This is a genomic window from Streptomyces sp. TRM70350, from assembly GCF_019219825.1.
GTDB lineage: Bacteria > Actinomycetota > Actinomycetes > Streptomycetales > Streptomycetaceae > Streptomyces.
In genome coordinates this window covers 1-21,331 of record NZ_JAHUXH010000051.1, presented here as the reverse complement: position 1 = coordinate 21,331, position 21,331 = coordinate 1, and the positions used below count along the sequence as shown (strand labels likewise).

General features: G+C 73.0%; 13 protein-coding genes and 1 pseudogene. 7 read left to right on the top strand and 7 right to left on the bottom strand.

What is annotated here, in order from left to right; genetic code table 11:
* Nucleotides 1–42: 42 nt before the first annotated feature.
* Together KWI83_RS36375 and KWI83_RS36370 are read left to right on the top strand one after the other, a co-directional pair.
* A complete protein-coding gene (locus KWI83_RS36375; RefSeq protein WP_218518645.1) occupies nt 43–321 on the top strand; it encodes an acyl carrier protein in 279 nt (92 codons plus the stop codon).
* Between the two features lie 231 nt (nt 322–552).
* On the top strand, nt 553–1,635 hold the full coding sequence (locus KWI83_RS36370) for an LLM class flavin-dependent oxidoreductase (RefSeq protein WP_218518644.1): 1,083 nt from the start codon (nt 553–555) through the stop codon (nt 1,633–1,635).
* Between the two features lie 294 nt (nt 1,636–1,929).
* Here KWI83_RS36370 and KWI83_RS36365 read toward each other — a convergent pair whose 3' ends face one another.
* Entirely contained in the window at nt 1,930–2,736 is an 807-nt protein-coding gene (locus KWI83_RS36365) for an alpha/beta fold hydrolase (protein WP_308122374.1), read from the bottom strand.
* Nucleotides 2,737–2,956: 220 nt separating this feature from the next.
* Here KWI83_RS36365 and KWI83_RS36360 point away from each other — a divergent pair, with 220 nt between their 5' ends.
* The 4 genes from KWI83_RS36360 (at nt 2,957) to KWI83_RS36345 (ending at nt 15,160) form a co-directional block, all read left to right on the top strand.
* Complete coding sequence (locus KWI83_RS36360; protein WP_218518643.1) at nt 2,957–10,933, top strand: non-ribosomal peptide synthetase; 7,977 nt, start codon at nt 2,957–2,959, stop codon at nt 10,931–10,933.
* 210 nt (nt 10,934–11,143) lie between these two features.
* Entirely contained in the window at nt 11,144–12,163 is a 1,020-nt protein-coding gene (locus KWI83_RS36355) for a trans-aconitate 2-methyltransferase (protein WP_218518642.1), read from the top strand.
* Between the two features lie 14 nt (nt 12,164–12,177).
* The gene (locus KWI83_RS36350) at nt 12,178–13,320 is read left to right on the top strand and encodes a branched-chain amino acid aminotransferase (protein ID WP_218518651.1); all 1,143 of its coding nucleotides are present in this window, start codon (nt 12,178–12,180) and stop codon (nt 13,318–13,320) included.
* 295 nt (nt 13,321–13,615) lie between these two features.
* Nucleotides 13,616–15,160, top strand: a complete 1,545-nt coding sequence (locus KWI83_RS36345; RefSeq protein WP_218518641.1) for an MFS transporter — start codon at nt 13,616–13,618, stop codon at nt 15,158–15,160.
* Nucleotides 15,161–15,278: 118 nt separating this feature from the next.
* Here the strand turns inward: KWI83_RS36345 and KWI83_RS36340 are convergent, their stop codons facing one another.
* Nucleotides 15,279–16,424, bottom strand: a complete 1,146-nt coding sequence (locus KWI83_RS36340; protein WP_218518640.1) for an AfsR/SARP family transcriptional regulator — start codon at nt 16,422–16,424, stop codon at nt 15,279–15,281.
* A gap of 341 nt (nt 16,425–16,765) precedes the next feature.
* Here KWI83_RS36340 and solA point away from each other — a divergent pair, with 341 nt between their 5' ends.
* On the top strand, nt 16,766–18,001 hold the full coding sequence (gene solA / locus KWI83_RS36335; protein ID WP_218518639.1) for an N-methyl-L-tryptophan oxidase: 1,236 nt from the start codon (nt 16,766–16,768) through the stop codon (nt 17,999–18,001).
* 436 nt (nt 18,002–18,437) lie between these two features.
* Here the strand turns inward: solA and KWI83_RS36330 are convergent, their stop codons facing one another.
* The 5 genes and pseudogenes from KWI83_RS36330 to KWI83_RS36310 all read right to left on the bottom strand — a co-directional run.
* On the bottom strand, nt 18,438–18,596 hold the full coding sequence (locus KWI83_RS36330) for a hypothetical protein (RefSeq protein WP_218518638.1): 159 nt from the start codon (nt 18,594–18,596) through the stop codon (nt 18,438–18,440).
* Between the two features lie 14 nt (nt 18,597–18,610).
* Complete coding sequence (locus KWI83_RS36325) at nt 18,611–18,937, bottom strand: hypothetical protein (protein ID WP_218518637.1); 327 nt, start codon at nt 18,935–18,937, stop codon at nt 18,611–18,613.
* A 132-nt stretch (nt 18,938–19,069) separates the two neighbouring features.
* Nucleotides 19,070–19,498 (bottom strand): hypothetical protein, encoded by a 429-nt coding sequence (locus tag KWI83_RS36320; protein WP_218518636.1) that lies wholly within the window; start codon nt 19,496–19,498, stop codon nt 19,070–19,072.
* An 865-nt stretch (nt 19,499–20,363) separates the two neighbouring features.
* A complete protein-coding gene (locus KWI83_RS39615; protein WP_256363323.1) occupies nt 20,364–20,825 on the bottom strand; it encodes a hypothetical protein in 462 nt (153 codons plus the stop codon).
* A pseudogene (locus KWI83_RS36310) lies at nt 20,782–21,201 on the bottom strand (transposase); the annotation flags it as partial. The gene KWI83_RS39615 and the pseudogene KWI83_RS36310, both read right to left, overlap by 44 nt.
* Nucleotides 21,202–21,331 lie beyond the last annotated feature (130 nt).

Below are 21,331 nucleotides of genomic sequence, written 5' to 3'. Positions count from 1 at the left end.
CGGAATTCGGCTCCCTTTCTGCCCATTGCGTTTGTTCCCGTTGTGTTTCTGCCCGCGCTGCGTTCTGCTACGGTGCCGGACATGACCAGGAATTGCATTCCGCAGACCCAGGACGAACTCCGCCTTGTGATCGCCGAAAGGATCGGCCTGGAACCGCACGACATAGGCGAGCACCACAGCCTGTTCGAACTCGGACTTGATTCGGTTACCGCGCTTTCCCTGATCGGGTCCTGGCGCCGTGCGGGCCTGGACCGCCCGGCCCACGACTTCATCGATGCGCCGACATTGGGGGACTGGTGGCGGCTCGTGGCCGCGCACTGAACCGCCGCCCGACAAGCCGGTGCCGGGGACTCTACGGGGGCGCCGGGCGCCCTGGCAATTGTTCTGGTGAACCGCTGACAATGCGCTGACGCACTGACGCGGAAACGCCTCTGGGGCGACGAAAGCGGCCGCCGCGGCGTTGCCCGGTGGCCGGAACTCTTCTAAACGTGAAGGAGTCCGAACACACCATTGGCGGCGCGGGAGCGCCCGATGCGAAGGCGGCAACCAGCAATGGAATTCGGTGTGAACTTCTTCCCCGTCGTCGACCCGGAGGTCAGGAGCGCCACCGAGTGCTACGACCTGTCCTGCGAACTCGCGGAGCTGGCCGACGAACTGGGGTACGAGCACGTCCAGACCGTGGAGCACTACTTCACCCCCTACGGCGGCTACTGCCCCGACCCGGTCACGCTGCTCACCGCCATGGCAACCCGCACCCGTCGCGTCCGCATCGTCACCGGCGCGGTCATCCCGGCCTTCACACACCCCGTGAAGCTGGCCGGCAAGCTCGCCATGCTGGACCACCTGTCCCACGGCCGCCTCGACGTCGGCTTCGGACGCGCCTTCCTGCCCACCGAGTTCGCCGCCTTCGGGGTGCCGATGGACGAGAGCCGGGCGCGCTTCACCGAGGGCGTCGAGGCATGCCGGCAGCTGTGGACCACGGAGAACCTCGTGTGGCGCGGCAAGTTCCACAGCTTCGGGCCGGTCACGCTGCTGCCCCGCCCCTACCAGCGTCCCCATCCGCCGATCTTCGTCGCCTCCGCCACCAGCGCCGAGTCGTGTGCCGCCGCCGGACGCGCCGGGCACCACCTCCAGGTCGTCCCGTCGGTCACCACGACCGAGCAGTTGCAGGGCATGCTGGACGCCTACCGGCAGGCGTGGGCCACGGCCGGGCACGAGCCGGGCGGTCACCGCATCCAGATCAAGTACACCTGCTACCTGTCCGAACGCCACGACGAGGCGCTGGCCGAGGGGGAGCGCTGGGAGCGGTCGTACGTCACGCACATGGCCCGCGCCGTGGCGCCGCTGGCCGCCGGCGGCGGGGCGGACTACCCCGGCTACGAGACGTTCGCCGAGAAGGCGGCCGGCTACGACTTCCACCGGTCGCTGGCGGCGAACAAGGTCCTGGCCGGCGACTGCGACGCCGTACGCGACCAGATCACCGCCATCCGCTCGGCCCTCGGCACCGACCTCGACATGAGCCTCCAGTTCAGCCCCGGCGCCCTCGGCCGCGACCAGGCCGTCACCGCCATGCGTCTGTTCGCCGAGAACGTGATACCGGCGTTCCGGGAGTCCCGCGAACACGCCGCCGTCTGACCGCCCTCGCCCGGCCCACCGGCGCCGCGCTGCTATCCGCGTGAGAGGCGGCGCCCGATACGGGCTGGTGCACCTCGCCGGGGCGCCCGTTCGCCCGACGCCGCGCCGCCGACCGGCTTGCGCCCGTGCTCGCCGGGGCCCCTTCTGCGGAGGAGCGCACCCGGCCGGGCCCTCCGCGCCTGGTTGGTAAGGACCGTTCGGCGGCGCCGTCGGTCCCGGCCCGCCCAGCCGCCCGGAGGCCGTAAGCCGGCCGCGGCCCCCGGCACGGTTCGAACCGCCGCCCCCTCCGGCCCGTCAGCGCGCAGCGCCGGGGCCCCGGCCGGCGGGCATGCCGGTCAGTGCGGTGCGTATCTCCCGGGTCACCGTCTCCGGCACGCGGTTGGCCGGCGGAGCGAAGTAGAAGTGTCCGCCCTCGAAGAGGTGGCAGCCGCCGAAGTCCCCGTAGGACGCCCAGCCCGCGAGTTCGGCGGGGGCCACCAGCGGGTCGCGGGTGCCCCCGAAGGCGCTGAGCGGCACGGGGACCCGCAGGGCGCGGCCGGCGGCCGGGCGCCAGGTCTCCACCAGCTCGAAGTCCGCCCGCAGCACCGGCTCCAGCAGGTCCCACAGCTCCGCGTCGCGCACCACCTGCTCCGGCGTGCCGCCCATCCGCCCCACCTCGCTGCGCAGCCGGTCCGAGGGCAGGCGGTGCAGCGAGGTCGGGCGGGCCAGCACGGAGCGCGGACAGCCCCGGGCCGACACGCCCAGCCACACCGGCAGCGGCAACCGCGCGTCCCGCAGCGCGAGCGTCAGCTCGTGCGCCACGAGCGCGCCCATGCTGTGCCCGAAGAAGGCGAACGGCCGGTCCAGCCACAGCAGCAGCTCCTCCAGGAACCCACGCACCAGCGACCGCACGTCCCGCACCGGCGGCGTCTCCGACAGCAGCCCCCGCCCCGGCGCGTCCGTCAGGCAGACCTCCCAGTCGGAGGGGAGGCGACCCACCCAGTCCCGGAACATCTGGTGCGATCCTCCGGCGTGGTGGAACAGGAACAGCCGCACGCGCGGCCGCGGCACGGGGCGGGCCGCGAACACGGTCCCCCGCGGGACGTCCGTCCCGGTCGTCACGTCGTACGCCTCCTCACCGCGGCACCGGTCGGGCCGCGCGCACAGTCTGCCCACCGGCCCCTGACGGCCCGCTGGCACGCCCCTGACGCGGCTCACGTCATACGGCCGTCAGCGGCCCGTCAGAACGGTCCGCGACGATGACCCGCGGGCGGACCGGCGGCCCCAGCGGCCGTCGGCTTGGCGCCCGGTCCTGTCGCCGGCCACCCGGGAGGATGTCCCGATGCTCGACGAGGCAGCGCCCTGCACCGACTGGGCTCCGCTCGGCGCCGCGCAGCGCGGAATCTGGTACGCGCAGCGCCTGGACCCGGGCAATCCCCTCCACAACGGCGCGGCCTGCCTCGACCTGCGCGGCCCGCTCGACACCGGCGCGTTCCGCGAGGCGGTGCGCCGCGCCGTCGCCGGCACCGAGGCCCTCCACCTGGAGTTCGCCGAGCACGGCGCCGGCGGCCGCCACGGCGACGAGCCCGTCCAGCGCCTCGCCCCGGCCGCGCACGTCCCCCTGCCGCCGCAGGAACGGACCACCCACGACGAGGCGCTGCGGTGGATGCGCGACGACCTCGCGACGGCCGCGCCCCCGTCCGACGGCCCGCTGTCCGCGCACGCGCTCTTCCACGTCGGCGCCGACCGCCACCTGTGGTACCACCGGGCCAGCCACCTGCTCCTCGACGGCATGGGCATGTGGCTCTTCCAGCGCCGCGTCGAGGCCGTCCACAGCGCCCTGACCCAGGGCCGGGCCGTCCCCGCCGACCCGGCCGCGCCACTGTCCCGCCTGTGGCAGGAGGAGGCGGCGTACCGCGCGTCGCGACAGTACGAGGACGACCGCGCCCACTGGCAGCGGGAGCTGCGCGAGCGGCCCCCGGCCCTGTCCCTCGCGGGCCCGCCCGCCGCCGCCTCCCACACCTTCGTACGCTCCGGCGGCGTCCTCGCGGCCGGCCCGGCACACGCCCTGGACGAACTGGCCGCCCGCTTCGACAGCGCACGGCCCGCCGCGGTGGTCGCCGCCGTCGCCGCGCTCCTCCACCGCCTGACCGGCGCCACGGACCTGCTGCTCGGCCTCGCCGTCAACGCCCGGCTCACTCCGGCCGCCCGCCGCACCCCCGCCATGACGGCGAACGTCGTCCCCCTGCGCCTGACCGTCCGCCCCGGCACCCGCGTGGGCGACCTCGTCGGCCAGGCCGCCCGTGCCCTGTGCGAGGCGCTCCGGCACCAGCGCTACCCCCAGGAGGAGTTGCGGCGGGACCTGCGGATCCTCGGCTCCCGGCAGCCGCTGTACGGCCCCACGATCAACATCATGCGCTCCGCCACCGGCACGTTCGCCTCGCTGCCGGCCCGACTGCGCTTCGTGTCCAACGGGCCCGTCGACGACCTCAAGATCACCTGCTACGACTCCGGATCCGGGCCGATGCCCGTCGATCTGGACGCCAACCCGCAGCAGTACCCGACCGCCGACCTCGACCGCCACCGCGAGCGGTTCCTCCGCCTGCTGGAGGAGTTCGCCACCGACGCCGACCGGCCGCTGGCCCGCCTCGACGTCCGTACCCCGGCCGAACGCCGCGCCACCCGGCCGACCGCACCCCCGCCCGGACCGGCCTCCGACCCCGCGGACACGCTGCCCGCCCTCTTCGAACGGCAGGCCGCCCGCCGGCCGGACCACACCGCCGTCACCGCCGAGGACGAGAACCTCACCTACCGCGAACTGGACGCCCGCGCCAACCGGCTGGCCCGGCTGCTGCTGGTGCACGGCGCCGGCCCCGGACGGCTGGTCGCCCTCGCCCTGCCCCGCTCCGCCGTCCTGCCGGTGGCCCTGCTCGCCGTCCTCAAGACCGGCGCCGGCTACCTGCCGCTCGATCCCGGCTACCCCGCCGACCGGCTCGCCCTGATGGTCGAGGACGCCCGGCCGACCCTGCTGCTCACCGTCACCGGCGAGACCGCGCACGTCCCCGACGGCCCGCACCGCGTCACCCTCGACACCCCGGCCTGCCGCGTCACCCTCGCGGCACTGCCCGACACCCCCCTCACCGACGCCGACCGGGGCGGCCCCGACCGGGCCCCGCACCCCGACCACACCGCCTACGTCATCTACACTTCCGGCTCCACCGGACGCCCCAAGGGCGTGATCGTCCCGCACCGCAACGTCGTACGGCTGTTCACCACCGCCCGCCCGGCCGTGGGGTTCGGCGCGGACGACGTATGGACGCTGCTGCACTCGTACGCCTTCGACTTCTCCGTCTGGGAGATCTGGGGGCCCCTGCTGCACGGCGGCCGGCTCGTCGTCGTCCCGCACGACACCGTGCGCACCCCCGCCCGGCTGCTGCGCCTGCTCGCCGCCGAACGCGTCACCGTGCTCAGCCAGACGCCCACCGCGTTCCAGCACCTCGGCCTCACCGACGGGGAGCGTCCGGAGCTCGGGAGCGACCTGGTCCTGCGCCGGGTCGTGCTCGGCGGGGAGGCAGTCGACGCGGGCGCGCTGCGCGACTGGTACACGCGTCACCCCGAGGACAGCCCGCGCATCGTCAACATGTACGGCATCACCGAGACGACCGTGCACGTCACACACCTGACGATGGACCGCCGGGCCGCCGCTGCCACCACCGTCGGCAGCCCGATCGGCGGCCCCCTCGCCGACCTCGGCCTGTACCTCCTGGACGGCGCGCTGCGGCCCGCCGTGCCGGGCACCACCGGCGAACTGTACGTCTCCGGCGCGGGACTGGCCCGCGGCTACCTCGACCGGCCCGCGCTCACGGCGGAGCGCTTCACCGCCGATCCGTACGGCCCGCCCGGAGCCCGGATGTACCGCACCGGCGACCTCGCCCGGTACACCGCGGAGAACGGCCTGGAACACCTGGGCCGCGCCGACGGGCAGGTCCAGCTGCGCGGCTTCCGCATCGAGACCGCCGAGATCGACGCCGAGCTCGGCCGGCTGCCGTCCGTGGCCGCCTCCGCCACCGTGCTCAAGGACGGCGCCGCCACCGGCCCCCGCCTGGTGAGCTACGTCGTGCCCGCCGCGGGAGCCCGCCCGGACCCGGCGGGCCTCCGCGACCACCTGGCCCGGCGCCTGCCCCAACACGCGGTGCCCGCCGCGGTCGTCCCCCTCCCGGCGCTGCCCCTGACACCCAACGGCAAGCTCGACCGGGACGCCCTGCCCGACCCGGTCGCCCGCCCCACGGGACGCGCGCCCGCCGACCCCGCCGAGAAGGAGCTGTGCGCCCTCTTCCAAGAGGTGCTGGGCTGCGGTCCGGTCGGCGCCGACGACGACTTCTTCGACCTCGGCGGACACTCCCTGCTCGCCACCCGCCTCGTCGCCCGCGTCCGCGCCGCGTTCGGAACCGACCTCGGCGTGGCCACGATCTTCGACACCCCGACCCCAGCCACCCTCGCCTCCCGCGTACGCCCGGCTTCCTCCCGGCTCGATTCCCGCGCGAGCACCGACTCGTCTGTGTCCGGTACGCGTGGGGGTGGGGGTGCGGGTTCGTCCATGTCGGTGCCCAATTCCCCAGCACCTACCGCTCCCACAAGCGCCGACACCCACCCGGCCGGCCCCGGTCTGCTCCCGCTGACCGCGGCCCAGCGCCGCATGTGGGCGTTGCACCGGATGCAGGGACCGGGCGCCACGTACAACCTGCCCTGCGCTTTCCGGCTCACCGGTGCGCCCGACCGCCACGCTCTGGCGGAGGCGCTGCGGGACGTGGTGCGCCGCCACGGCATTCTCCGTACCCGCTACCCGGAGACCGACGGCGAACCCGTCCAGGAGGTCCTGCCGCCCCACGCGGCCGGCCGCCTCGCCCTGGTCACCCGCGCCACGGCCGAGGACACCCTGCCCGCCGACCTGACCCGCGCTGTCCGTATCCCGTTCGACCTCGCTGCCGACCTGCCGCTGCGCGCCACCCTGTTCGAGCTGCCGCCCGCACTCGACGGCCGCCCGGTCCACGTACTGCTGCTGGTGCTGCACCACATCGCCTGCGACGGCTGGTCCCTGCGGCCGCTGCTGCGCGACCTCGGCGACGCCTACACGGCCCGCCGCCTCGGCCGCACCCCGCAGTGGCCGCAGCCCGCCCCGCACCCCGCCACCCTCGACCGGCACGCGCAGCGCACCGCCCCGTGGGCGGACGGGCTGGAGTACTGGCGCCGCACCCTCGACGGAGCCCCCGAGCAGCTGCCCCTGCCCACCGACCGGCCGCGCCCCGCCGTCGCCGGGCACCACGGCGGCAGCGTCCCGCTCGACGTGGACCCCGAGCTGCACACCCGTCTGCTCACCCTGGCGCGCGAGCACCACGCCACCCTCTTCATGGTGCTGCACGCGGCCCTCGCCGCCCTGCTCACCGCCTCCGGCGCGGGCACCGACGTCGTCATCGGCAGCCCCACCTCCGGGCGGCGCGACACGACCGCCGACGACGCCGTGGGCTTCTTCGTCAACCCGGTGGCGCTGCGCGTGGACACCTCCGGCTCCCCCTCGTTCGCCGAACTCCTCGCCCGGGTCCGCCGCACCGACCTGGCCGCCTACGACCACCAGGACGTCCCCTTCGACCGGGTCGTCGACGCGCTCGCCCCGCAGCGGACCCTCAGCCGACACCCCCTCTTCCAGGTGGTGCTGTCCTTCCAGGACGCCGCACCCCGCCTGGACCTGGCCGACGTGCGCACCGCGGCGCTGCCCGTCGACCTCGGCGCCGCCAAGTTCGACCTCACCGTCAACCTGGCGGAGCGCCGCGCCCCCGACGGCACAGCCGCCGGCCTCACCGGCGACGTCGAGTACGCCGCCGACCTCTTCGACGCCGCCACGGCCCGCGCCACCGCACGACGGCTGCTGACCCTGCTGCGCGCCGTCGCCGCCGACCCGGCACGCCCCGTCATCGACGTCGACCTCACCTCACCGCGCGAGAAACGGCTCGCGCGAGGCCCCTGGAACCCGCCCGGCACACCGCCGGCCCACCCCCACGTGCCCGCCCTGTTCGCCGCGCAGGCCACCGCACGCGCCCACGCCCCGGCCCTGGAGGCGGACGGCTCCGTCCTCACCTACGCCGAGCTCGACGCGGCCACGAACCGCCTGGCCCGGCTGCTGCTGACCCGCGGCGTCGGCGCCGGCACCGTCGTCCCGATCGCGCTGCCCCGCTCCGGGCAGACGGCCCTCGCCTGGCTCGCGGTCCTCAAGACGGGCGCCGCCTGCCTGCCGGTCGACCCCGCCTACCCCACCGATCGCGTCCGCCATCTGCTGGCCGCCGCCCCCGACGGGCCCGTCCTGACCACCGCCGCCCACGCGACCGGCCTGCCGGAGCACACGGACCGGATCACCGTCCTCGACGCCCCCGCCGTCCGGCGCGCCCTGGACGCCCTGCCCGGCACCCCGCTCACCGACGCCGAACGCACCCGCCCGGTCCACCCGCAAGACCCCGCCTACGTCATCCACACCTCCGGCTCCACCGGCACCCCCAAAGGCGTCGTCGTCCCGCACGCCGGGCTGCCCGCCCTGGCCGCCGCCCAGGCCGAACGGTTCGCCCTCGACGCGGACAGCCGCGTCCTGCAACTGGCCTCACCCGGCTTCGACGCGTCGGTGATGGAGACCCTCATGGCGTACGCCGCGGGCGCCGTGCTGGTCGTCCCGCCGGCCGGCCCGCTCGCCGGGCCCGACCTCGCCGAGGTCCTCGCCGCCCGGAACATCACCCACGCCCTCATCCCGCCCACCGCCCTGACCGGCGTACCGCCCGAGTCACTGCCCGGCCTGCGCACCCTCGTCGTCGGAGGCGAGGCATGCCCGCCCGCACTGGCGGCCCGCTGGTCGGCCGGCCGCCGCATGGTCAACGCCTACGGCCCCACCGAGACCACCGCCTGCGCCACCATCAGCGCCCCCCTGGACGGCGAGCAGGTCGTCCCCATCGGCACACCCGTCGCCGGACTGCGCGTCCACGTCCTCGACGAGCGGCTGCGCCTGGCACCCACCGGCGTCCCCGGCGAGCTGTACATCGCCGGACCGGGCGTCGCACACGGCTACCGAGGGCGCCCCGGCGCCACCGCGGAACGCTTCGTCGCCGACCCGTACGGCCCGCCCGGCAGCCGGGCCTTCCGCACCGGCGACCTCGGGCGCCGGTGCGCCGACGGCACCCTGGAGTACCTCGGCCGCGCCGACGACCAGGTCAAGATCCGCGGCTTCCGCATCGAACCCGGCGAGATCACCGCCGTCCTGGGCCGCCACCCCGCAGTGCGGCGGTGCGCGGTCGTCGCCCGCGAGGACCGCCCCGGCGACCGCCGGCTCGTCGCCTACGTCGTCCCCGGGTCCGGCCACCGCGCCGACCCCGCCGTCCTGCGCCGCCACGTCGCGGGCAGCCTGCCCGCCCACATGGTCCCGGCCGCCTTCATCACCCTGGACACCCTGCCCGTCACCGCGCAGGGCAAGCTGGACCGTGCGGCGCTGCCCGCCCCGGGCACCGAGCCGGAGCACCCGGCGCAGGAGTCCCGCCCGCCGCGACCCGGCACGGAGGAGGAGGTGTGCGCGGCCGTCGCCGAGGTGCTGGGGACGCCGGCCGTGGACCCTGATGACGACTTCTTCGAACACGGCGGGGACAGCATCTTGGCCATCCGCCTCGTCGGCCTCCTGCGCGCCCGCGGACTGGCCCTCGCCACGAGGGACGTCTTCGAGCAGCGCACGGCCGCCGGGCTCGCCGCCCGCGCCGACGCCGCAGGAAACCCGGGCCCGACACCCGAACCGCGACGCCCCGCACCCGCCGCCGGGCCCTTCCCCGCGCCACCCATGGCGCACTGGCTCTACGACGCCGGCGGACCGGCGGACGCCTTCAGCCAGACCATGATCGTGCGCACCCCGCCCCTGCCCGGCACCGAGCCGCTGCTGCGCGCCCTGCAACACGTCATCGACAGCCACGACGCACTGCGTACCACACTGCTGCGCGGCCCCCACTCCGCCCACGCCGCCGCACGCCTGCGCCTGGAGCCAGCGCCCCAGGGCACCCCCGACGCCGCCGACTGCCTGCGCCACGTCCCCGTCGACGGCGCACCCCCCGAAGCCGTCCTGGCCGCCGTACTGGGCAGGGCCCGCGCCGAACTCGCCCCGGAGCAGGGGAGGATACTGCGCGCGGTGTGGCTCGACGCCGGCGAGCGGGAAGGACGCCTCGCACTCGTCGTGCACCACCTCGCTGTCGACGCCGTCTCCTGGGGCGTCCTCCTGCCCGCCCTGCGCACCGCCTGCGAGGCCGCGGCCGCGGGCACACCCCTGCCGCCGCCCCCCGCCCGCACGCCGTACGCCGACTGGGCCACCCGACTTGCCGAGGAGGCCGCCTCTCCCGAGCGGGTGCGGGAACTGCCCCTATGGACCGCCACCCTGGGCGGGCCCCGTCTCCAGGTCGGCACCCGGCCGAGGGACCCGCGCCGCGACACCTTCGGCGCACTGCGCCACCACACCGGCGACCTGCCGGCGGCCACGACCCGGGCCCTGCTCACCACCGTCCCCGCCGCCTTCCACTGCCGCGTCCTCGAACCCCTGGTCGCAGCCCTCGGCGTCGCCCTCGTCCACCGGGCCGTCCGCGTCGGAGAGACGGCCACCGACGTCCTGCTCGACCTGGAAGGCCACGGCCGGGACACCATCGGCACCGGACCGTCGCCGGAGCAGGCGGTCGGCTGGTTCACCTGCCTGTACCCGCTGCGCCTGCCCGTCGCGGACCTCGACCCCGACGACGCCCTCGCCGGAGGGCCGGCACTCGGACACGCCGTCAAGCGGGTCAAGGAGGCCATCCGCGCCGTCCCCGCCGACGGCTCCGGCTTCGGGCTGCTGCGCCGGCTCAACGACCGTACGGCCCCCGTCCTCGCCCGCATGGACCCGCCGCCGCTGGGCTTCAACTACTTGGGCCGGTTCCGCCACGACGACACGCTGTGGAGCGCCGCTCCCGACGACCACGCCCTGGCGGGAGGCGGGGCGGACCCCGCGCTGCCGGTCGCCCACGACCTGGAGGTCAACGCCGTGACGCTGGACGGCCCCGACGGGCCCCGGCTGCACGCCGTGTGGAGCTGGCCGGAAGGGCTGCTCGCGCCGGAGACCGTGACGGAGCTGTCGCAGACATGGTTACGGGCGCTGACCGCCCTGACGGAACACGCGCGGCGGGGCGAGACGGGCGGCTGGACCCCGTCCGACCTGCCCCTGGTCGACCTTGAGCAGGAGGAGATCGACGCCCTGGAAGCGGCCTGGCGCGACCGCTGACCCGGCCCCGTCCGGGGCCGGACCGGGCCGTCAGATCACTGTCAGCCGGGCGTCATGGCCCCCTCGTACAGTCCACGACAACAGCCCGCGTGAACACCCCACGTCAACCATCGTCGACGACACCCCGGAGCAGCTCAGCGAAACGAACGCCCGACGAGGCCGCGCCGCACTCCGCAGCAGGCCGCACGCCAAGAAGAAGGAGACACGCGCATGGCAACGCACGAAGTCGCCGAGAAGCACCTGCGGGAGGGCATCGAGGCCAGCGGCCCGGCCCCCGACCTGGCCGCCGCCGCGGCCCTGCTGGAGATGGGCGACCGGCTGGGAGTCGTGGCCCACCTCGCCAGCGACCGTGTGCTCGACACCGGCGCCACGGCCGCCGCCACCGACCTGCCCGAGCCCGCCCTCACCCGCTACCTGGACGCCCTGGAGTCGGCCGGCATCGTCGTCCGGGAGAGCGCCGGCCACTACCGCGCCTGCCCCGACTTCGACACCGTGCGGCACCAGGCCGGATACATCTCCTGGACGATGAACGCCAACCGGCCCTTCATCGAACACGCCCGGGAGTTCTTCACCGACTGGGAGCGGGCCGCCCGCACGTACCTCCGCGACTACCGCGAAGTCGCCGTGAGCTCCCAGTGGATGGGGTCGCACGCCTTCTACCCGGCCGCGCTCGACACCATCGTGGACGCCAAACCCCGCAAGGTCGTCGATCTCGGCGCGGGCACCTGCCGCCTGCTGATCGAGGTCCTCACCGCCGTGCCGGGCTCCACGGGCATCGGTCTGGACTTCGCCGCCGACGCCTGCCGGGCAGCCGAGCGGGCCGTCGACCAGACCGGCCTGACCGACCGGCTCACCGTGCTGGAGCGCACCATCCAGTCCGTGGCCGACGATCCCGGCTTCCTGGCCGGGGCCGACGTCATCCACGCGGGGTTCGTCTTCCACGACATGCTGCCCGACGAGGAGGACGTCTGTGACGCGGTGCTCGCCAACTGCCGCGAACAGCTCGCCGACGGCGGCTTCCTCGCCATCACCGACGCCGTTCCGTACCTGCGCGCCCCCCGGGAACGGCGGTTCAGCGCCGCCGTGTCGTACTACCACGGGGAGTTCATGCGGCGCCGGCTGCTCAGCGAGGACGAGTGGCTGGGGAAGCTGCGCGGCGCCGGCTTCTCCGACGTCCGCGCGGTCACCCTGGCCTTCCCCACCGGTCGCCTCTTTCTCGCCCACCGGTGACCGGGACCGTGCGGATGGGCACGCACACCCCGGCCGGCACCGGCGCACCGGCCGTCGCCCTGCGGCCGAGCCCGGCGCCGGTGCCCGCCGGGCGGTGCCGGGCGCTGGCCGCCGAGGCCGATTTCGGGGAGGTGCTCACCGAGCACATGGTCACCGCGCGGTGGACCGCCGCCGACGGCTGGCATGACGCCCTCCTGGAGCCGCTGACCCCACTGCGGCTGAGCCCGGCGACGGTCGGACTGCACTACGGGCAGAGCGTGTTCGAGGGGTTCAAGGTCCACCGCCGCACGGCCGACCGGGCCGCGGTCTTCCGCCCGTGGGCGCACGCCCGCAGACTCGCCGCCTCGGCCCGGCGCATGGCGCTGCCCGAGCTGCCGGAGGAACTGTTCGTCGCCGCCACCGAGGCCCTGGTCCGCCAGGACATGGACTGGATACCCGAGGGCGACGACCGGAGCATGTACCTCAGACCGGTGCTGTTCGCCTCCGAGGCCCACCTCGCGCTCAGGCCCGCCCGCGCCTGCCTGTTCCTCCTGCTCGCCTTCCCCACCGGCAACTTCTTCGGCGCGAGCGAGCGCGCGGTGACGGTGGCGGTGTCGCAGGAGTACGTGCGTGCCGCACCCGGCGGCACCGGAGCGGCCAAGTGCGGCGGGAACTACGCCGGCACCTACCTCGCCCAGGAGGAGGCAGCCCGCCGGGGCGCGGACCAGGTGGTCTGGCTGGACGCGGTGGAACGCCGCTGGGTCGAGGAACTGGGCGGCATGAACCTGTTCTTCGTGTACGGCGAGGGGGACCGGGCCGAGCTGGTCACCCCGCCGCTGACCGGCACCATCCTGCCCGGCGTGACCCGGGACAGCCTCATCACCCTGGCCCGCGACCGGGGGCTGCGGGTCACCGAGGACCGGGTGGCGGTGGACCGGTGGCGGGAGGACTGCGCCGCCGGCCGGATCACCGAGGTCCTCGCGTGCGGCACCGCGGCCAGCGTCACCCCGGTCGGCCGTGTGCTCGACGGGGACGGGGCGTGGACGGTCGGCGACGGCACACCGGGCCCGGTCACCTCCCGGCTCTCCGCCGCTCTCGCCGCCGTACACCGGGGCGAGGCGGCCGATCCGCACGGCTGGTGCCATCTGGTGGTTCGCTCGGGCCGGAAACCTGTTTGACCAACGGCGAAGCGCTGTGGGAGGCTCGGCGCATGATCTACTGAGTGTGCGGGCATCGCCCGTCGTCTTCACGTGACTCTTCTCCGTACGACGTCCTTCCGTACGAGTTCCCTCGTACATGACGTTTCCGTACGACGTATCTCCGTGTGACGTGTTCTCGCCCATGTAGCGACCCTCCGCCGTACGACTTTTTCGTCGGCGTTCCCTGGTCGTTGGTGTCCGCGGGCGGAGACGAACGGGCGTTCTCGGTTCTTGCGTATCCGCAATGTTCCGTCCCCCGCTCAGGAGTTTCCTCATGTCTCAGACGCAGATGCCCCATACCCAGCGCGATCCCCGTCGCTGGTGGATCCTCGGGGTGCTGTGCACGTCCCTGTTCGTCATCGTTCTCGACAACACGATCCTGAACGTGGCGATCCCGTCCATCACCGAGCAACTGGGCGCGAGCAACGCGCAGGTCCAGTGGACGCTCAACGCCTATACCCTCGTCCTGTCCGGTCTGCTCATCACCGCGGGCGGCCTCTCCGACCGGCTCGGCCGCAAGCGCGCGCTGCTGGCGGGCCTCGCGGTGTTCGGCGCCGGATCCCTGCTGGGTGCGTTCGCGCCCTCCCCGCACATCCTCATCACCGCCCGTGTGCTGATGGGCGTCGGCGCGGCCTTCCTCATGCCGGGCACGCTCGCCGTCCTGGTCCGCACCTTCGACGACGAGGAACGCCCCCGGGCCATCGGCATCTGGGCGGCGGTCTCCTCCGCGGGCATGGCCCTCGGACCCGTCCTGGGCGGGTTCCTCCTCGACCACTTCTGGTGGGGTTCCACCTTCCTGATCAACGTGCCGGTCGCGGTCGTCGGCCTGCTCGCCATGGGGGTGCTGCTGCCGGAGTCGAAGGACCCCGGGCACGCCCGTCCCGACCTGATCGGCGCCGTGCTGGCCACGCTGTCGGTGGTGGCGCTGGTGTGGGCGGTCATCTCCGTGCCGAGGGACGGCTGGCTGGCGCCACAGACCCTCGGTGTCGGACTGCTCGGCCTGGTGGGCGTCATCGTCTTCGTGTGGTGGGAACGCCGCGTCGCGGATCCCATGCTCGACATGGCGATGTTCGCCAACCCCAAGTTCCGCGGCGCCGTGTTCGGCGGGATCCTGTCGGCGTTCGGCATGGCCGGATCGCTCTTCCTCCTCACTCAGGACCTGCAGTTCCTGCGCGGCTACGACCCGCTGGCGGCCGGCGCCCAGCTCACGCCGATGGCGATCGGCGTGCTGGCCAGCAGCATCCTGGTCAGCCCGCGGGTGCTGAAGGTGGCCGGGGTCGGCAAGGGCATCGCGATCGGTGTCACCTGTTCGGCGGCCGGTCTGCTCACCGTGGCGCTGGCACCGGACGACAACGGCTACGTGGTGCTGGTGGTCGGTCTGCTGCTGCTCGGTGGCGGCGCGGGCATCTCCGGCCCGCTGGTCGCCAACGCGCTGATGAGTTCCATCCCCCGGGAGCGCGCCAACACCGGATCCGGCGTGAACAACACCCTCCAGGAACTCGGCAGCGGACTGGGCGTGGGCGTCCTCGGCGCGGTGCTGATCGGGATCTTCTCCCAGGCCGTGCCCGACACGCTGCGTACGGCCGCCAGTGAGTCCTACCCCGAGGCCGTGGCCGCGGTCAGCGGCTCCCCGGAGGCGCTGCACGAGGTACAGGACAGCTTTGCGCACGCACTGACACTCAGTCAGGTCATCGGTGCGCTGGCTGTGTTGGTCGGTGGCTGGATCGCCGGTGCGTTGCTGCTGCGAGCAGAGAAGGCCGAGAAGGCGCGTGCCGCCGCCGAGGAGGCGAAGGAGCCCACGAAGGCCGCGGCCGACTGACCGGGGCCCGTCCAGGCCGCCGCGGCCGACCGGTCCGCGCCCCCGAGGGCCTTCGCCCGCGGCCGGGTGCGCCGGGAGTCCATCGATGGTCTCCCGGCGCACGCACCCGATGCGTCCCCTACAGCTCCTGGTGGAGCAGCCGGGGCTTCCCCGCGGGCGGCCGGTGTTCGTCGACCGCTTCCATCGTCTCCTCCAACTGGCTCGAAAGATGCCGGACCGTGGAGATGAGCGTCTGCTGCTGTGACATGAGCTCTCTGACCTGCAGACGCAGGCGGCGCAGTTCGGCGTCCAGAGGGGATTCGGTACGGGAGTGCGCCAGCAGTGGGCTCGGACGGGCCGGCGCGGGGCCGGGGTTCCCCGGCGCCGTTCGTCGCCGGACGCCGGCAGCGGGCCGGGTGGCCGTGCTGGGCGCGGGTGAGACGGCCGGGGAGGAGGGACTGGAGCGCAGAGTGATCCGTTGCGGATCTCGGACTTCGGCGGCACTCGATGCCTGCGGATCCATCAACTCGGGGGAGTGGGACAGGATCTGCTGCATCCGTTTGCTGAGTGCGGGCACCGGGGTGACGCCGAGTTCGTCGGCCAGACGGCGACGGACGCGTTCGTAGACGCTCAGCGCCTGCGCCTGGTGGCCGGATCGGTAGAGGGCGACCATGAGCTGGTCGTAGAAACGTTCCCGCAGTGGATAACTGTTGGTCAGCTCTTCGAGCTCGGCTATGACATGCGCGTGCAGGTTCGCGCGTAACGACACGTCGTAGAGAAGCTCCAGGGCGCTGAGCCGAGCCTCTTCCAGCACCGCCGCTCCAGCGGTGCAGATCGGGCCACGGCTCCCCTGGAGGGCGGGGCCGCGCCAGAGCTTCAGCGCGCCGCGGATCATCTTCTCGGCCAGGACCGGGTCCTGGTCGGCCGTGTGGCGTGCCCGGTCGATTCCGCGCAGGAAGAGCTCGCTGTCTATCTGCTCTGGATCGGTCTTGAGGACGTAACCGGATTCCTCGGTGATCAGGCACTGCTGGGTGGCCATGTCACCGGCCTTGAGCTGGTCCATCATCCGACGTAATCGGTAGACCTGAGCCTGGAGAGCGTTGGCGGACTTGTGTGGCTTCGACTCGCCCCAGACCTCCTCGCTGAGTTGTTCGGCGGACACCGCGGAACCGCACTTGACGATCAGTGCTCCCATCAGGGTCCGCTGCTTTTGGCTGCTGAGGGGAACTCTGCGTTGGTTGACGTTGTCGTACAGCTCCGTGAGACCGAGAACTCTGAACTTCACGGCTTCTCCCGCTGTGGTCGTGAATCCGATTCCCAGGGCAGTGTGGGGGGTGAGTGACTGAACCGGGCTCCGCTGGCGCCGCTTTCCTCGCAGAACGGACCGGGACCGTGCCCATGCGTTCCACACGCTGCTCCGGCTGAGCCGGAACCCCGTGTTCGGATGATCCTAAAGGGAGAGGCGGAAGACAGACACCCCACAGATCCCGGCCATTTCGTGCATGGACCATCAGTTGCTGCGACGCAGGTCGCCCAAGTGCTGTCACGTGTCAGTCCGCTGGCAGTTCGTCAGGGATGTGTCAGTGAGCCGGGCGATCATCGATGGAGCCCGGACGGAGGACGGACATGAGTACATGGGACGCGGAAGTGGCGGTGGTCGGGCTGGGCGGCTGGGGTGCCTGCGCCCTGTGGCAGATCGCCTCCCGGGGCGTGGACGCCCTGGGCATAGAACAGTTCCACCCCGGTCACGGCTGGGGTGCCTCCCACGGTGGTTCGCGCATGTTCCGCATCACCTGCCTCGAACACCCCGAACTCGTACCGCTGGCACGGCGGTCGCTGGAGCTGTGGCACGAACTCGCCGACCTGAGCGGCACGTCGCTGTTCGAGAACCGCGGGGGACTGCTGATCGGGCCCGAGGACGGCCGGATCGTCGGCGGTACGCTGCGCGCCGCGCTGCACCACGGCATCCCCGTGGAGCACATGACCCCCGCGACGCTGCGGGAGCGTTTCGGTCAGCATGCGGAACTCGGCCCCGACGACATAGCGGTGTGGGAACCGTCGGCGGGCATCCTCCGCCCGGAGGACGCCGTGCGGGCCGCGACCCAGCTCGCCCGGTCGGCCGGGGCACGGGTCGTCACCGGTACCCGGGTGCACTCGGTGGAGCTCGTCTCCGGCGGCGTCGAGCTGGAGACCGGCGGCGGCCTCCTGCGGGTGCGGCAGGCCGTGATGACCATCGGCAGCTGGCTCGCCTCGCTGCTTCCCGGCCTGGCGCTGACGCCCCTGCGGATGCCGATCACCTGGTTCCGTCCCGCCACCGGTGACAGCCGGTTCGAACTGGACCGGTTTCCCGTCTTCATGCGAGAGCTGCCGGGCGCGGAGGTCCTGTGGGGCAACGGCAGTGAGAAGGAGCACGGGGTCAAGCTGGGGCTGGAGGTCCACGGCAGGGCGCCGCGCCCCATCGACCCGGACACGGACGACCGGTGTGTCGTCAGCGAGGACTGGGCCGAGCTCACCGGCGTACTCGGCCGCTACCTGCCGGGGCTGGAACCAGTCCCCTCCCAGGTCTCGGTGTGCATGCTGACCACCACGCCCGACGGTCAGTTCGTCATCGGAAGGCCCGGGGGCGACCCGCGGCTGATTCTCGCCGGAGGATGCAATGGACACGGTTTCAAACACGCCAGCGGCATCGGCGAACTGCTGGCCGACCTGGTGACGCACACGCCGCCGCCGATGCCGCTGGACTTCGTCAGCCCGGATCGTGTCGCTCTGAGGTGTTCGATGCGGGATGCCGGCGGGGAGGGCCTCCCTGCGTGTGCGACGGCTCCGGACGCGCGGGTGCGGGCTTCCCCGCCAGCGAGGTGAGCATCTCCAGCAGCGGCCGCCACGACTCGAGCACCTCCCGGGCCAGGACCGGGGACAACTCCCACACGGTGCGCCCGGCAGACGGCAGCGGCTGGGGCGCCGTCTCGTAGGCGTCCTTCCAGGCGGAGATTTCCTGCACGGACGGGTGCCTGCCCAAGGCCCTGGGCCAGCGCACTGTGCAGCCCGGCACGGTGCTGGTCGGGGCAGGCGTCCTCGAGCAGTGCGAGGAAGTCCGTGACATCCGCGCGCGGGGACCCGGCAGCCGCAAGCCGGCCCGCCGGCGCGAGGGCGTGCTCCCAACAGATGCCCAACGACGCCGGGTCGGCCCGGTCGGCGTCGTAGCTCTCCAGAAGGACGACCGCGCGCAGCCGGTCGGCCGCCGGGCCGGCCGGCAGCTTGTTTTCCAGCACCCGCAGCCGCTCGGACAGCGGGACGCTCAGCCGGGCGTCCTGCCGGGCCAGGTCGAGCACACGCGCATCAGTGCGTCCAGCACGCTGCGCGGCGGATCGGCCAGGGAAATCTCCCGCAGGTCGTTGACCAGGCTGATCTCCCACTCGTCGGACTCCGCCAGATGCGCGGCGAGCACAGAGGCCACAGCAGACCGGTTGATCATCCCCAATCGTTCCCGGCCGGGCGCAGTTGGCCACCTGGGTGGGCCGTCTGGGCCAGACTGCACGCCAGTTGCGCCGCCTCCCAGGACTCATGGGCGCCGAAGGACGGCTGACGCAGCACGTCCTCGACGACGCGGACCCACTGCCCGGTGCGGTCGGGCACCGGAACATCCCGGGTCCAGTAACTGATGCGCAGCAGCACATGGCGGTCCTGCTGCGCCCTGGCGACCTGCTGCAACACCGCACACGCCGTCATGCCCGCCCCAGCCACCAGACTCACCGCCATGCCGACCTGCGCCCGGGCCGCGCGCCTCGATCGCGGCACGCTGCTGCTCCACCCACGCGCACACCTGCGGCGCGTCGGCGGCCAGTTGCCCCCGCAGGTAGGGCAGGGCCGGCCGGCGGGACGCCTCCGGCAGCAGCCGGTCCAGCGGCAGCAGGCCAAGCCAATGCCGGCTCACCGCCGCGCGGAAGAAGTAGCTGCGGCACGCGGATCCGACATCGAGGCAATCTCGGCGGCATCCTGCGGCGACGGCTGCTCGCTCAACGCCAGCTGCCGCAGCCGGTCGGCATGTTCCGGAAGCCCCAAAAACAGCTGCTCGAAGGCCGCCACCACACCCTCGAACCGCTCGCGGGACTCCTCGGGCGTGGCGCCCGACCCAGGTAGAACGCCGGAGGTGTCCCGATAGGCCCGGCTCCAGAAGTTGCGCACGGCCTCGGCCTCGGCCAGCCTCATCTCCTGCCACGTCAGCTCCTTCACCACGTGCCCGATCTGGCGGACGCGCCGCCCGCCCGGATTGTTCTCCTTCCGCCCGCAGCGCATCGACCGCAGCGGCGAGGGCCTCCAGCACCCCATGGGGGACCTGGCCGTCTGTGCGCCAGGCATCGACGGCCACCTTGGCGGCATCCGTGACAGCGTTCTTCGCCGCCTCGATCCCTTCGATGTCCTTCGGCGCCAGATTGAGAATGCTGTCGATCGCCCCTCGGCAGCAGGACTGGGCGACCTTGTACGGAGCGTTCCACCGAGCCGGAGCGGACAAGACCGCCGCCGCATCCCGCAGAAGGTTCAACGCCCGCTCACCAGGTGGCCCTTGAGCGGTCAGAGCCATGGACAGTTCGGCAGAGACGGTGAAACCGGCGCGGCCGGCAGCGCCGCCCGCCGAGTCGTTCGCGACAGTCACCCGGCCACCGTAGCGGCCCCGGTCGCGGCACAGCCCGCGCAGCGGGCGGACGCAGCAGCCCCCGGACTCCTCTGCCTCACCGGCAGACGCGACCCGCCGCCCCTCTTGAACAAGATTTATGATTAGCGAATCATGAATCATGTCTCAAGAAGCCTTGGAGCGGCTGCGTGAGGCGGCCGTGCCGGTTTTCGGCAACCGCTACCGGGCGGAGTTGATGCTGGCGCTCGCCTCGGCGGACGGACGCGGGGTGTGCCTGGGCGATCTCGCGGTGGCCCGGGAGGTGTGGATTCTTGCTTTTCATGCGTGCGCCCTCAGGTCACTGAGCTGGGGGCCCGAGGGCCATGTGGACGACTTCAGGTCGGCGTGGCAGCCTTGCGAACTGACAATTTGTCAGGTCCCTGACCCTTTCTGTCGACGGGGGATGCTCTGATCTGCGACTCTCGCTGTGATCCCGAGGTTCGTAGTTGGTGTGGTGTGGGTGGCCTGAGCCGTGGTGTCGAGAGTTCCCTGAGAAGGGAGCAGGCGCTTGCGGGATGCTCCGGCGGTGGTGACGAGGCTTCTGATCTGCGGTTATTGGGTGTTTGTTGATAACGGTGGTGTGGTGTTGGTGATGGTGCCCGGCATCCGAAGGGCCGGTGCGGGTTTGTGCTGGTCAGAGGCTTGCTGTGCGTTGGGGTTGGTGGTTGCTGGCGGGTGGGGGGTGGCGCCGGTCCAGTACAGGGCGGTGTCGATGCCGCGTGCGGTCCAGCCGTCGGTGTGTGCTCGGGGATGTTGGAGGAGGTCGTCGAGGAGCTGTAGGTAGCGGCCGTAGCGTCCGGGTGTGGGGGTGAGGGTGAGGGGGAGGCCGAGGTTGTCGAGGGCGTGTGGGACGCGGCGGTCGTAGACGGCCATCCGTGTGGGTGCCGCCGCGGTCAGGATGGCTGAGGCGAGGGCGTCGCCGGTGCGGAAGCCGGGCAGTTCGGCGATGATGCCGCGTCCCTCGCGGGCGGCTTCGCGGCCGGCCGGGGACGGGAATGTGCTGGTCCTTGCCACGGCCGTAGGTGTGGCACAGGATCCGCTGTGGCGAGGTGTGTGCGTCGGGGCGCAACCAGCAGGTGATGTCGGCGGCCGGCACCAGCCGGCCGTCCGCCGCCCGAGGCAGGGGCACTGCGGCCAGTGCCCGCCGCAGCCGGGCGATATCCATTCGGCCCGCGGCCAGGGCGTCATACAGCCCGCCGTGTCCGCGGCGGTGTTCGCCCTCCAGCGACAGCTCCACCAGCGACCGCACCGGGCCATCCGCACACAGAACCGCGTCGGTCAGCTCGAACAACGCATCCGCACGCCGAGTCAGGCAGGAGTAGAACTCACCCCGGAAGCGTGAGTGTTCCGCAGCAGGCTCCTGCCGGACAGCATGCTGCAACAAACTCATCCCCACGGCCTTCGTGCTGGGCATGTGCGTTCCTTGGTCGGAGCACATGATCAGCCGAAGGCCGCCTGCACGTATGGCAGTCACCACTCTGAGTGATCAAGTACGAGACACCGTTCGACGCCTGAGCTTA

Bases quoted from the DNA above. Each gene is read 5' to 3' on its own strand.
- KWI83_RS36345 (WP_218518641.1), top strand. From the start codon at position 13,616: ATGTCTCAGACGCAGATGCCCCATACCCAGCGCGATCCCCGTCGCTGG.
- KWI83_RS36320 (WP_218518636.1), bottom strand. From the start codon at position 19,498: ATGCCTGGCGCACAGACGGCCAGGTCCCCCATGGGGTGCTGGAGGCCC.
- solA (WP_218518639.1), top strand. From the start codon at position 16,766: ATGAGTACATGGGACGCGGAAGTGGCGGTGGTCGGGCTGGGCGGCTGG.
- KWI83_RS36370 (WP_218518644.1), top strand. From the start codon at position 553: ATGGAATTCGGTGTGAACTTCTTCCCCGTCGTCGACCCGGAGGTCAGG.
- KWI83_RS36360 (WP_218518643.1), top strand. From the start codon at position 2,957: ATGCTCGACGAGGCAGCGCCCTGCACCGACTGGGCTCCGCTCGGCGCC.
- KWI83_RS36350 (WP_218518651.1), top strand. From the start codon at position 12,178: ATGGGCACGCACACCCCGGCCGGCACCGGCGCACCGGCCGTCGCCCTG.
- KWI83_RS36355 (WP_218518642.1), top strand. From the start codon at position 11,144: ATGGCAACGCACGAAGTCGCCGAGAAGCACCTGCGGGAGGGCATCGAG.